The sequence below is a fragment of the Microcoleus sp. T3_B1 genome (assembly GCF_036700445.1).
Taxonomy (GTDB): domain Bacteria; phylum Cyanobacteriota; class Cyanobacteriia; order Cyanobacteriales; family Microcoleaceae; genus Microcoleus.
The window spans coordinates 105,542-120,147 of sequence record NZ_JAUBOX010000017.1 but is presented as its reverse complement, the minus strand read 5'-3'; the positions used below and the strand labels follow the sequence as shown (position 1 = coordinate 120,147).

General features: G+C 48.0%; 6 protein-coding genes. 4 read left to right on the top strand and 2 right to left on the bottom strand.

Annotated elements, in window-relative coordinates; genetic code table 11:
- Window positions 1-430: 430 nt before the first annotated feature.
- Window positions 431-1,033, bottom strand: coding sequence for a Uma2 family endonuclease (locus tag QT990_RS12180; protein ID WP_333145505.1), 603 nt, complete (start codon window positions 1,031-1,033; stop codon window positions 431-433).
- Window positions 1,034-1,427: 394 nt separating this feature from the next.
- Window positions 1,428-3,089 (bottom strand): glycosyltransferase family 39 protein, encoded by a 1,662-nt coding sequence (locus tag QT990_RS12175; protein ID WP_333465284.1) that lies wholly within the window; start codon window positions 3,087-3,089, stop codon window positions 1,428-1,430.
- 74 nt (window positions 3,090-3,163) lie between these two features.
- Between QT990_RS12175 and QT990_RS12170 the strand changes: the two genes are divergently transcribed.
- The 4 genes from QT990_RS12170 to QT990_RS12155 all read left to right on the top strand — a co-directional run bounded on the left by QT990_RS12170 (window position 3,164) and on the right by QT990_RS12155 (window position 14,598).
- On the top strand, window positions 3,164-4,651 hold the full coding sequence (locus QT990_RS12170; protein ID WP_333465283.1) for a hypothetical protein: 1,488 nt from the start codon (window positions 3,164-3,166) through the stop codon (window positions 4,649-4,651).
- A 398-nt stretch (window positions 4,652-5,049) separates the two neighbouring features.
- Entirely contained in the window at window positions 5,050-5,544 is a 495-nt protein-coding gene (locus QT990_RS12165; protein ID WP_333465282.1) for a DUF4347 domain-containing protein, read from the top strand.
- A gap of 1,077 nt (window positions 5,545-6,621) precedes the next feature.
- Complete coding sequence (locus tag QT990_RS12160) at window positions 6,622-10,278, top strand: DUF4347 domain-containing protein (RefSeq protein WP_333305230.1); 3,657 nt, start codon at window positions 6,622-6,624, stop codon at window positions 10,276-10,278.
- Between the two features lie 1,044 nt (window positions 10,279-11,322).
- Window positions 11,323-14,598 (top strand): DUF4347 domain-containing protein, encoded by a 3,276-nt coding sequence (locus QT990_RS12155; RefSeq protein ID WP_333145522.1) that lies wholly within the window; start codon window positions 11,323-11,325, stop codon window positions 14,596-14,598.
- Window positions 14,599-14,606: the final 8 nt, after the last annotated feature.

Here is a 14,606-nt window from a genome sequence, read left to right as displayed (position 1 = left end):
CCCGCCCCTACGGTAATTTGGGGAAACACGCTTATTTCCGAGATTTGTCGTTGGGTGGGGGCGGGTTTATTATATTGCTGGTTTCTGACATAGATGGTTGGTGAAACCCGCCCCTACGGTAATTTGGGGAAACACGCTTATTTCCGAGATTTGTCGTTGGGTGGGGGCGGGTTTATTATATTGTTGGTTTCTGACATAGATGCTTGGTGAAACCCGCCCCTACACGCTATCGTAGGGGCGGGTTTTACGAATAATATTTAATACCAGCAGACAATCTAGATAAAACCGCCCCCACCCAACCAATAACCTAGATTAACCTGATGTGCGATCGAATTTCACAAATGTAGATGCCGATTTGTGGTTGGGTGGGGGCGGGTTTTTGAGATTGTTAGTTTTTCACATAGATTGTTGGTGAAACCCGCCCCTACAATCATTTTTCAGGTGCAATTTCTCGATCTACTTGTTCAAAATTCACTTTATTATATATATCTGCCACAGCAATTTCAAAGGATACTGAAGCAAGCGCGATCGTCTCATCCGATTCATTGTACTCAGCAAACGACCATCGCTTATCATCCGTCTTAGAAAAATGTTCGATATATCTCCGGTTTTGGTCGATCAATAAGTATTCTTCAAGAGTGGGAATCGTGCGGTATCCCTCAAACTTTTTGCTGCGATCGTATCCTTTAGTTGAAGCTGACAAAACCTCAATAATTACCCTGGAATTGGTAATCGTATCGGTGCGGTTATTATAATACTCCGGCTCCCCACATACTACCATCACATCGGGATAGGTATAGATGCGCTTCTTGGGTATCCACAAGCGGACATCGCTCATGAAAACTCGATAGTCTAGTTTTTTGAACGCAAAATTTAGTTCGGTACTGAAATTGAGCGCTATTTGATTGTGATTGGTAGAGCCACCGGCCATAGGAAATATTTCACCGTCAATGTATTCGCTTTTGTAGTCAGCAGCTTCTTCTAGTGCTAGATATTCCTCGATCGAGTAGTATCGTTGTTCAGTAAGTTGCATAGTTCTATTAGAGAGCATTTAACTGAGACTTTTGTTTAGTGTAACATTTTTGGGTAAGCTTTTTAAGGTTGAGTTTGTGTAGCGGGTTTTTGAGATTGTTGGTTTCTCGTATGAATTGTTGGTAAACTCGTCCCCACCCAGCCGATCGCCTAGATTAATCTGATATGCGATTGCATCCCAAAAATGTAGATTCGGATTTGTCGTTGGGTGGGGGCGGGTTTTCGAGATTTTTGGTCTGAGGCGATTATGGTTGGTGAACCCGCCCCTACGGTAATTTGGGGAAACACGCTTATTTTCGAGATTTATAGTTGGGTGGGGGCGGGTTTATTATATTGTTGGTTTCTGACATAAATGGTTGGTGAACCCGCCCCTACGGTAATTTGGGGAAACACGCTTATTTTCTAGTTACCAAAACCCAATCGTCCGCTGTTTTGACAACCTCAGCATTCTGCAAACCTAAATGTTTTAAAACGGGTTTTTCTAACAGAAAATAAGGTTGAGGAAGAGTTTGCCATTTCTGTTTGAGCGTAGGTGCGTCGGCGACAATCACTTGGCGTTGACTATAAAAATTCAGCGATGGACGGCCCAAGCGGTGAGAAGTAAACACTTGTTGACCGGCGGGAGTTCCTGTGCGGACAATTTCGGCGATCGGCTTAACAGGATAATCCTCCGCCAGTTCCCAAACCCAGTTATCTGAAGCCATCAATACCAACAGCGTCAGGTAAGTTCCCCAAATTAAAACTAATATAAACTGCCGATCTTTGCGGTGCAGCAACACGGCAGCCATTGTCATTGTCAAAGCTACCAATATCAGCAATAACTGCAAATCTCGCTCTGGAGGCGCCATTTGTCCCCCGATCCGTACCCAGCCACTGAAGTAAATGCAGCCGACAAAACCAACTACAGCCAGCACTGCCAAAATCGCGGGATGAGGCAACAAAGAAATAGCATCAAAACGTTCTTCTGCTTCGTGTTTGATCGGCTCTGGCGGCAGCCACAGTTGCTCCCAAACTTCAGCGAGATAACTGCCAACGGCAAGAGCAAAAGCTGGATAAATTGGCAAAACATACCACGGCAATTTAGTAGTCATCACAGAAATAGCCAGCAGATATACTCCAGTCCAAACCAATACTAATTTTGGCCCGGCAAAACTGCGATTTTCCCAACTCAGACGCAGCCCTTGTAGCCAAAATAACTGCCAGGGCCAAGCTAATTTGAAAATTTCTAAAAGATAATACCAAGGCGGGCCTCTGTGACTGCTTACAGGTTCCGAAATGCGCCGGAAAGATTCGTTAACTAAATTAGTGTGGATGAAATATTGGCCGTAGTGCAGCCATTGGGCAAAATACCAAGCAGCTACTGGCAATGTTCCGATCGCCAATCCGCCCCAAAGATACCCAGAAGTGAGGAGTCGCGGGGTATCCCAAACCAAAAAAATACAGCCCATCCCAGCCAGCAGCAGCCCCAACATCACGCCCTTAGTCAGGCAAATGAGTCCGAACCCAATCCCCGCCCCCAATGCGTAGCGCAAGTCGCGGCGCGATCGGAGCAAACACCACATCGCCACCAGCAAAAAACACAAAACTGCCCCATCCAACATCGCCAAACGTCCATGCCGCACCACCGGTAACAGCGTCAGATACACGAGGGCAGAAAAAATGGCGATCGAACGCTGCGGAAACAACTCCCTGCCAATGGCGTAAAGCAAGGGCACTGAAGCCGCCGTCAGCATCGCCGGTGCCAACCTCGCCGTCAATTCGCTGACACCGCCGACGGCAAAACACAGCCCGATTAGCCAGTGTACCAGCGGTGGTTTGTTGAAATAGGGCATAGAGTCGATCGTCGGATACAGCCAATTTAAGTTGCCGCGCCAAATTTCGCGACTTACCTGCGCTGCAATGCCTTCATCCCAATCCCGCAAAGCCACGCCGCCCAGATTCAGCCCGAAAATCAGCACTGCAGCCAACAGAAAAGCCAGCATCCACACTTTGTCTGTAAAGCTGTCATTCCAGCGATTTTTCGGTTTGCGGCCCAGGAATGGAAAGATTTCTGACATAAGTTAAGAGAGTTTTGAGCGTCCCAAACTGAAGGTAAACTTAGACAGCAGTTATTTGCAACTAGGAAAATACCATGAACTTGCCTGTAATTATAGATATTATCATTGGCTTAGTATTTATCTACCTGACTTTAAGCTTGCTAGCTTCGGAAATTCAGGAACTGATTGCTACTGTTTGGCAGTGGCGGGCGGAACATTTAAAGAAGTCGATCGAAGTGCTGATTTCTGGAGGCAGCGAAGGCGCGAAAGATCCCCTGCAATTTAAGAGAGTCGGACAGTTAGCCCATTCGATTTACGCCAATCCGATTATCAAGGATTTGAATCAGGGAGCGAAAGGGCTTTTATCAGAGGGATTCCGCTCTGTTACGCACCGCATGGGGGATTTTTACCACGGAGTTACGGGTACTAAAAATGTTTTCGGCAATAAATCCAGTGGGCCTTCTTATATTCCAGCCGAGTGTTTTTCGGCTAGCCTTTTGGAGACTTTAAAGGTTTCTAGTTTGCTCAGCTCTATCTCTAAAACCCGATTGGAAAGATTTAAAGATTTACAATTAGCACAAATTAAACAGATTGGAGAAAATCTGAGTTTGCCGGATGCTACTAAACCGATTATTGAGCAAGAATTTAGGTGGCTGACTGCGGAGTTTAATCGAGTTGTTGAAGATTATCAAAACAATTTAGCAAGTTTGAACAACAGCTTAGATCGGATGTCGGAAAAGCTAGGATTTTATATTAAGGATTCTCAGGTTTATCTACCAGAAACCGAGCTAGCAGGGAGAGAATTTCAGAGGCAGATGGCAATTGTGAAGGCTCGTTTTGACAGCAAAATTGAGCGGGTGGCGCTGCTGGGGCAACTGCAACCGAGTTTCAGCAATCTGTTAAATACTGTTAAAAAAAGTCAAGATACGGTAGCAGAAATTATGGATATCAAAGAGGAGAGTCCGATGTATCAACAAATTCAAGAAACCTTGGACAGTATGCCAGAATCTTTGAAACGCAGCCTTTATATTTTAGCGCAGCGCGCTGAAAAAGGCGGCGGAGATACTCAAGAGCAGTTGCAGCGGTTTCAGAAAGAAATTGAAATTTGGTTTGACCAATCGATGGAGCGTGCTTCTGGCGTTTACAAGCGGAATGCTAGAGGGGTGGCGATTTTGCTCGGAACTGCGATCGCTGTTGCTGCTAATGCTGATACCATTCATATTATTAATCGGTTGTCGAAGGATTCGATGTTGCGATCGACTGTTAATTTGTACGCTGAGCAGGTTGTGGTCAACAATGCTAAGACTAAATCAAATAATTTAACCAGTCTGAAAAAAGTTCAAGAAGATGTCGGTCGAGCTTTGGATAATAATGTACCTCTGCCTTTGGGATGGAGCGAACAGAATAGGTTAAAACAAGATAAGCAGGGGAAATTGTGGCCGGCTGTGATGGAAAAATTGTTGGGTTGGATATTGAGCGGTGTAGCTATTTCTATGGGGGCTGGTTTTTGGTTTGAGGCCCTCAACAAGATTATTAATATTCGCAATGCAGGGAAAAAACCCCCATCTTCCACAGAATCTTGATCGGTACAGTTGCGAGGCCAATCAACTAACTGTCATACCCTTTTAGATTTTAGATTGTAGATGGGGGAATGACTGAAGACTATCGAGGTTTGAAGCACGGGCTTATATCATGTCCGGTGTGCGACCGCGATTGTTGTAGGGGCGGGTTCACGAACAATACCTGCCAATAATTGACAATCTCAAAAACCCGCCCCGACCGGGATATTATGGTTAATCGCTCGGACATGATATTACAGTTGCATTCTTTTTTGAAAGTGGTATCACGGACAGGATACCGGATCGATCGGTAATGGCGCGTTTGCCGGAAGTAAGGGAAAACACGCAGAATATAAATTCCGTGCGATCGCGGATGGCAGTGCAGCAGAAATAGGGGAAACTGATAGATAGGTGAAATAAGAATGAGCGAAATAAATAAGGTCGCTGGCAGTTTCAGAAGCTCTGACTCCAAGGCTGTATCTACCGCTAAACACACTTTTGGAGGACGGAATATGTTGACTTCTTTAAGGGAAACGACTCCCGCCTTGGAATACGCAAATTCCCCATCCAAAAGCTTTGTATTCAAGGACTCCAGCATCACTCAAGGTGGATATTTTGTTTCCAGAATTTTGGCTGGGGAATCTGACTGCATCGAGAAAATTACCTCGGCACTTCAAAAATCTGCCTCTATCCTTAGAGAGATTGACAAAGTTCGCACAACTTCTGAGGGCAGCTCGAACCAACTGCAATTAGGCTTTGTTATCCTCAGTTCAGATTACCTGGAACCATACAAAAGTCAATTGCCAAAATCGCACAGTTCCCTGAGTAAAAACAGGGGAGTTGGTGGGTGTTATGCCGATCGAGATAGTGATACACTCAGCAACGGCGGTGGGCGCGATCGACTGTTTGCTAATTAAGGAGAGTAATTTAATGCAGGGTATGGAACGTACCGAGGGCGACTGAACCCGAATACAATTGTAATTAGGGAGGCAGGCGCGATCGCAATCAACGATTTGAGCTGACTAAATCAGCAATCATATCAACTCCCGCTGAATAATTTGAATCACGTTTGCAGTGAGGATGGCAGTCCTCACAGTGTCGGTAGCACCCCATAAGCCAATTGATTCCCAGCGATGGGTTCCAGTTAATATTAGACCGTTTTGACTGTTAGTAAATGCGACAAAACGTCCTGGTAATCAGTATTTGGGTGTACCGCAAACCGGGAGCATCTCAATGAAAGCAGCCCTCCGCTAGAAATTGGAGTTTTGAGGCAGGAGGCAGGAGGCAGGAGGCAGAAGGAAAGAGGAAGAAGGAAGGAGCCAGAAGAAGTATTTTTACAAATATGAGATGCTCCCCCGCAAGCCTAGCAAATTCAAAGCATATAGAATTGTTCACAATCTACATAATTCAGTTTTACCTTGGATGAAATACAGCTAGGTAAACTGTAGTGCCTTGTGCCTCTACGTAAAATCTCACACTCACATAAAAACTACTCAATATAATTAATACCAATTTTTTATGAGGCCCCGTAGAATCTGATCCCCCCTAACCCCCCGCCGGAGGGGAGTAGGGGGTGGGACAAGATTCTTCTCAAAGTCTTCCTTCTTAAGGGGGATTTAGGGGGATCGAGATATGTGCAACTTCACATTAAATGGGTATAAGAGGAGTTATCCTGGGGGAAATTACCTCCACCATTTCCGAGTACCTGAAATCAGGCTACTGTTAGCCAAATAATGTCGCAAAAATTTGATGGTACAGCCTAGATTGATTGATTTAAATATGCCAGACAAATGTTGTAATATCTTCCCATTGGTAGAGGTCATAATTTCCATCATGGTCAAGAGAACACAGGTAAAGGTGGCTCAAAATAAATCAATAAAAATATTTTAAAAAATGCACCATCTCTCAATTTGGTGTTAAGATAAAATCAAATAAGCCTGATGAGATAACTCCGGGGTGTATCTACTAATAATGCCCTAAATGGAGTCTCCAATATGAGTTCTACGTTCGCTCAAGTTAACTCACAATCTGCTTTTGAAAAACGGCCAGTGCGCTCCTTAGTCTTCATTGACTCCGGCGTGAAAGATTACGAGTCAATTGCAGCGGGAGTGCTGCCGGGACAGCAGGTAGTAATACTCGATAGCACCAAAAACGGCATCGAACAAATCACCTCCGAGATGGAAAAATACGCCTCTACTAACGGGGCGATAGACTCGGTTCACATTATTTCTCACGGCAGTTCTGGCAGCCTACAATTAGGCAATACCTCTATGGGTTCAGATAACATAGAGCAATACAAAAGCCAGTTGGAAAAGTGGCAAACTTCACTAGCCCCAGAAGCAGACTTCATGCTGTACGGCTGCGATGTAGCAAGCGGTACAGGTGCTAATTTCGTCGATCGATTCAGTCAATTAACCGGGGCTGACGTTGCGGCATCCACCAACATAACCGGCCGTAGCGGCGACTGGAATTTAGAATTTGCTAAGGGTCAAATTGAATCTCCCTTAGCCTTGCAGCCAGAGGCGATGGCAAGTTACCAAGGGGATTTAGCTACGATCGTAGTAGCCAACAATAGCGATAGCGGGCCGGGTTCATTAAGGGCTGCGATCGCCACGGCTGTTGCCGGCGATATAATTACCTTCGCCCCAGGTTTAGCCAGCCAAACCATTACCCTCACCAGCGGTCAACTCGATATTCCCGTTGGCAAAAATATCACCATTGACGGCGCCGCCGCACCCGGTTTAACCATCAGTGGCAACAACGCATCCCGCGCCTTTTTTGTCAACGCCAACGTTGTGACTGCTACGACTTTTGCTGTCAAAAACCTCATTATTACTAACGGCAAAACTACGGATCGAGGTGGCGCGATCGGCACAACCGACGAAGTAAACCTCACAGTAGAAAACGTTCAGTTCAACAACAACGTCGCCGATAAAGGCGGTGGCGCAATTTTCGGTAATTTCAACAATACCCTGACTGTTACCAACAGTAAATTCAACGGCAACGTAGCCACCTCCGCTAACGATGAACGCGGTGCAGGTGCGATCGGCTTTTTGAGTTTCAAAACTATTACAGTCACCAACAGCGACTTCACCAACAACAAAGGAATTAACGGCGGGGCAATTAACAGCCTTCAAGGTAAGCTGACAATTGACAACTCCCGATTCATCGGCAACGACACCACAGCAGCCACTTTCGCCACAGGGCAGCCCAATTCTTTCTTAAGAGGTTTCGGCGGCGCACTTTATACCGATCGAGCCAGCAATCCGAGCGAAGCTTCCGGCACAATTAAGATTACCAATAGCGTATTTCAAGACAATAAAGGTCGAGGTGAAGGAGGCGCAGCTTATCTGTTCACCGGCAGCCAAGACAAGGTTATTTTGGAAAAGAGCACCTTCCAAAATAACGAAATTCTGGCGCTACCCAACGGTGGAAATGGTGGAAACGGTGGTGGGGTAACGATTTTGAGCGACAGCACCAACCAGGGATTGACCATTACCAACACCACCTTTGCTGGCAACAAAGCCAATAATCAAGGTGGCGGCCTGTGGATGCGAAATGCCCCTACTACGATTACTAACAGTACGTTTTCTGGCAACTCCACGGCGTTTGCTGCTGGTGATTTCAACAAACTCGGCGGTGCAATGACTCTTGGTGCACCCACAACCATTCTCAACACGACGATCGCCGATAATTCTGCAGGCTGGGTTGGTGGAGGTATCTTCGCCGCTGCCAATAATGTCACCCTCAAAAACACGATTCTTTCCAACAATACAGCGGCTAACGGAGGAAACCCTTGGGGCATTCAGCAACACGTCACCGCCCAATATAGCGATCAAGGAGGGAATTTTCAGTGGCCGGCCAAAAACCCCAATGACGGAAGTGATGTCAATGCGACGGCAAGTGTGACGATCGCAGATCCCTTACTTGGCCCTTTGCAAAACCTCAACGGCGCTTTAGTCAGGCCGTTGCTGATAGGAAGTCCGGCAATTGATAAAGGGATTGCCACCGGCGCACCCGCTACGGATCAGCGCGGCGTGACTCGCCCTCAAGATGGCGACAGCATTCCAGGTGCGATCGTGGACAGCGGATCTTTTGAATTGGGAGGTAGTGTCATCCCAGTGCCGACTCCTACGCCGACTCCGACGCCCGCGCCAACTCCCACTCCCACACCGACTCCTACGCCGACTCCGACGCCCGCGCCGACTCCTACTCCCACACCGACGCCCGCGCCAACTCCGACGCCCGCGCCAACTCCTACTCCCACACCAACTCCGGCGCCAACTCCGACGCCTGCGCCGACTCCTACTCCCACACCGACTCCGGCGCCAACTCCTACTCCCACACCAACTCCTACTCCCACACCAACTCCGGCGCCAACTCCGACGCCCGCGCCAACTCCGACGCCCACACCGACTCCGGCGCCAACTCCGACGCCCGCGCCAACTCCGACGCCCACACCGATTCCAACTGAGACTCCCACACCCACGCCCGCGCCAACTCCAACTCCGACGCCCGCGCCAACTCCAACTCCGGCGCCAACTCCGACGCCGGCGCCAACTCCCACTCCCACTCCGACTCCGGCGCCAACTCCGACGCCCGCGCCAACTCCTACTCCCACACCGACTCCGGCGCCAACTCCGACGCCCGCGCCGACTCCTACTCCGGCTTCGGATGGTTCCCTGCTTGATGACCTCAACCCCCCCCAACTAGATCCTGCCACCATCACCCCCAACCCCGTCCAACAAACTCTCAACGGCGGTGAAGGTTCCGATTTCATCATGGGCGGCGGCATCAACGACTCAATTAACGGACTTGTCGGCAACGATACTCTCTACGGCATGGGCGGCAATGACAACATTGACGGCGGTGCAGATAACGACTCAATCTTCGGCAATGAAGGCAGCGATTTCATCTCTGGCGGCGCTGGCAACGACACCATGTACGGCGGCAAAGATAATGACACTGTGGTTGGCGGAGATGGCGACGACTTTTTAAGGGGAGATCTCGCCAATGATACTGTTGCCGGCGGCGGTGGCAACGACACGCTTTTTGGCGGCAAAGATGACGATATCTTACTCGGTGAAGATGGAGACGACTACATTTTAGGCAACTTAGGAAATGACACAATTAATGCTGGAAACGGCAACGATATTGCCTTTGGCAATGAAGGTGCAGACCTGATTTTTGGCTTATTGGGAAATGACACGCTTTACGGAGGCAAAGAAAACGACAGTCTCGATGGCGGTGAGGGCAACGACTTGCTGTTCGGCGGCAATGAAAACGATGTGCTCTTCGGTGACACCGATAACGATACGCTTTACGGCGGTAAGGGTAATGATATCCTCAGCGGCGGTGCTGGTTCCGATTTCCTTTCCGGGGATGTTGGGGACGATACTTTGACGGGAGGTTCGGGAAATGATGTGTTTTTCCTAAATCAAAGTTTGGGTAGCGACATCATTAATGATTTCCGCAGGGGTGAGGATTTAATTGGGTTGAATCCTGGTTTGAGTTTCAATCAACTCAGTATTACTTCCAGCAACAATCAAACTTTGATTACGGTGACGGACACCAATCAATTGTTGGCGAAGCTTAACAATATTACCCCCGGTATTCTTACCGCTAGCGATTTCACTCAGGTAACAATCTAACGGCCTGGGCTAGGGTGGGCCATAAGCCGCCCGCCCCTACGCAGGGCTGTTTCATTCTCTTGTAGGGGCAGCCCCCCGTGGCTGCCCCAATCTCTGAAACATGAGCAAATCGTGGATGGGGAGGGTAGGCACTCTTAGCACTACAAGAGTCAAAATCATCGTTTTCTTGAGAATGAAACAGCCCTGCCCCCCTACGGGGGCTACGCCAACGCAGAGGAGCGATCGATCTGATTCTTTTCAACAGCCAGCGATGGGTAATAAATCTTGTTTATTGCCGATCGCCCGGGAGCATCTCACCTTTGCAGCCCTCCGCTAGAAATTGGAGTTTTGAGGCAGGAGGCAGGAGGCAGGAGGCAGAAGGAAAGAGGAAGAAGGAAAGAGGAAGAAGGAAGGATCCCGAAGAAGGAAGGAGCCAGAAGAAGTATTTTTACAAATATGAGATGCTCCCGATCGCCCACACCTAGAATGAGGCACATCCGTCTATTGCAATCATGAGCTGGCTAGCCAGCTCAGGATTGCCCGAATAAATCCAGCTTTCTCAACCACTAACTTTCAGATTTTGGGGAACTTTTTGCCAGCTATAAAAAAAGTTAAATTAATCATTTTTTTAGGGGGAATTTTCCTGGTTTTCCCTAATGTGAATGTATCAGGTAATAGCTAGAGAGATTCTCAGGAATTCGGAACCCCAGAAAATTTTTTATGAATTTTACCTGACTTAGGCTTTCAAATGGTTTGATGCACTACTTATCTCGCTAAGGGTGTGCATGGCAAATCTACCTAGAGAGGTTCCCCGTGCCGGACTATTTACATTACATTTTCGGCTGTTAATTGCTAAAAAAATCGCAATTTTCACACAGCTTAAGCTGATTAGGGAGACAAGTCTCGGATTTCACTTAGGGATAAAATTCAAGTTTTTGCCTAAATTTTAATCTCCCCTATCTATCACCGAGGTTTTAATCCTGCCTACTGCCTTCTGCATCTCTAGCCTTCTGCTTTCAAGGTGAATCTACCAGCAAATAGTAAACATTCTCATGGGTATGCGAAATGAGTTCAACTTTTGCCACTAACATCGATTCACAATCTGTTCTCCTCAATGCTGGTTCTAAATCTATTGTCTTCATTGATCCCGACTTAGATGACTATCAAACTCTTGCGGGTGGCGTGCTTCCCGGTGCAGAGATCATCATTTTAGATAAAAATGGTAACGGAGTCGAGCAAATTACTGCGAAACTGCAAACAATTTCTGCTGCGGGGGAAACTGTAGACCAAGTTCACGTTTTTTCTCACGGCAATTCGGGCAGCTTGCAGCTAGGTTCTGCAACGCTGACTTCGGATAATTTATCACAATATGAAAGCCAGTTGCAAGGGTGGCGAAATGCGCTAAGCGACCAAGCAGATATTGTGCTTTATGGTTGCGATGTTGCGGCGGGTTCGGGAAGCGATTTTGTCGATCGCCTGGGCGAGTTAACCGGGGCTGATATTGCAGCATCTAGCGATCGCACTGGCCGCGGTGGTAACTGGAATTTGGAGTTTGCCAAGGGTGATATTGAAGCACCGCTAGCCTTGACTCCAGAGGCAATGGCGGATTATCAAGGGACTTTAAAGACTATTACCGTTACTAACACTAATGATAGCGGGTCCGGTTCATTGAGAGATGCGATCGCCTCCGCAGCAGCCGACGATACCATTCAATTTGCCTCCACTCTTGCCAGCCAAACAATTACTCTCTCGAGCGGCCAACTTGTCATCAACAAAAACTTGACAATTGATGCACTTGGTGCAGCCAATTTAACCATCAGTGGCAACAATACTTCGCGGGTAATCCGCACAGAAGGTGCAACAAATGTTACTCTAAAAAACCTGATTATTGCCAACGGCAAAGTTTCTGGAACCGATCCGAATAATGACGCAACTAGCGCCGGTGGTGGCATTCAAACGGGAGGTAGCAGCACTTTAACTTTAGAAAATTGCCAAGTCAATAATAATGTTGCCGGTTTTGGTGGCGGCATTTACAGGGGTTTCCGCAGCACCATGACTGTAATTAACAGCAAGTTTAGCGGCAATGATGGTTCGCTAGCGAATAATACCGAACGGGGGGGCGGCGCGATCGCCACTAAAAGCGGTGGTGTTCTGACTATCAGAGATAGCGAATTTACCAACAACAAAGGCAGCAACGGCGGAGCTGTTAATAACCTGTTGGGCAGCATGACGATCGAAAACTCTAAATTCACCGGCAACGTGACAGACCAAGGCGTTGGCGGGGCAGTTTTCGTCGATGGCGCTAATGCTTCGGGCCCCAATGCAACCCCTGGCCCTGTTGCCGGAAGTATTGTCATCCGCAACAGCGTTTTTGATGGCAATATCAGCTCCGGAGAAGGAGGCGCAGCCTTTTTGTTTGGTTATTTGCAAGATAAAGTGGTGTTGGAAAATAGCACTTTTATTAACAACAAAGCTGTCAAAAATGCAGCGGGGTCGGGAGGCTCCGGCGGCGGCGTCCGCCACGGCAATGCCGATTTGACAGTGACAAACTGCACCTTTGCCAACAACACAGCCGATGATAGCGGCGGCGGCTTGTGGTTGGGTGAAAATGGAAACATCAGCGTAGTTAACAGTACATTTTCCGGCAACAACGCTGCTAAGAATGGTGGAGGAATGATTGTCAATAACAGAGATTCCTTTTCGACTAACATCGTCAATTCAACTTTTGCTAAAAATACCGCTGGGGAATATTCGGGAGGTATTGCTAATTTTGGTAATCAGCCAATTACTGTCAAGAATTCTATTTTTGATAGCAACACGGCGGGTAATCGTTTTAAGATTAAGCAGCAAACCGGGCGGGAATTAATCGACGGGGGAAATAATCTGCAATTTCCTAATAAACTCACGACGGGCGATCCTAACGACAATAATGTTACGGCAAATGTGAAGATCGCAGACCCCTTACTCGGCCCTTTGGAAAATATTAACGGCGCTTTCGTGCTGCCGCTGCTAACAGGAAGTCCGGCAATTGATACCGGTACTGGTGCGGGCGCGCCGGCTGCGGATCAGCGCGGTGTGAGTCGCCCTCAAGATGGTGATAATAACGGAAGTGCGATCGTTGATATTGGCGCTTATGAATTTAACCCTCCAGTCACGCCGACTCCAACTCCGACTCCAACTCCCACACCCGCGCCGACTCCAACTCCGACTCCAACTCCGACTCCAACTCCGACTCCGACTCCCACTCCCACGCCGACTCCTACTCCAACTCCGACACCCACACCCGCGCCGACTCCTACTCCCACACCGACTCCGGCGCCGACACCCACACCCGAACCGACACCAACTCCGACTCCTACTCCGGTATTAGATGATTGCCTACTCGATAGCCTCAACCCTCCGCAACTAGATCCTGCCACCATCACCCCCAACCCCGTCCAACAAACTATCAACGGCGGCGACACTACCGATTTCATCATGGGCGGTGTCCTCAACGAGTCAATTAACGGACAAGCCGGCAACGATACTCTCTACGGCATGGGCGGCAATGACAACATTGACGGCGGCGCAGATAACGACTCAATCTTCGGCAATGAAGGCAGCGATTTCATCTCTGGCGGCGCTGGCAACGATACCATCTACGCTGGCAAGGATAATGACACTGTTGTCGGTGGTGAGGGCGACGACTTGTTGAGGGGAGATATCGCCAATGATACAGTTGCCGGTGGCCTTGGTAACGACAGCATTTTCGGCGGTAAAGATGACGATATCTTGCTGGGTGAAGATGGAGACGACTACATTTTAGGCAACTTAGGAAATGACACAATTAATGCTGGAAATGGTAACGATATTGCCTTTGGCAATGAAGGTACAGACCTGATTTTTGGCGACATCGGTAACGATACCCTGTACGGCGGCAAAGAAAACGACAGTCTCGATGGCGGTGAGGGCAACGACTTGCTGTTGGGTGGCAATGAAAACGATGTGCTTTGTGGCGACATCGGTAACGATACCCTGTACGGCGGCAAAGGTAATGATATTCTCAGCGGTGGCAGCGGTGCCGATTTCCTTTCCGGGGATATTGGGGACGATACTTTGACTGGTGGTTCGGGAAATGATGTGTTTTTCCTAAATCAAAGTTTGGGTAGCGACATCATTAATGATTTCCGCAGGGGTGAGGATTTAATTGGTTTGAATTCTGGTTTGAGTTTTAATCAACTCAGTATTACTTCCAGCAACAATCAAACTTTGATCACGGTGACGGACACCAATCAATTGTTGGCGAAGCTTAACAATATTACCCCCGGTATTCTCACCTCTGGCGATTTCATTACTCTGTAGTTATTACA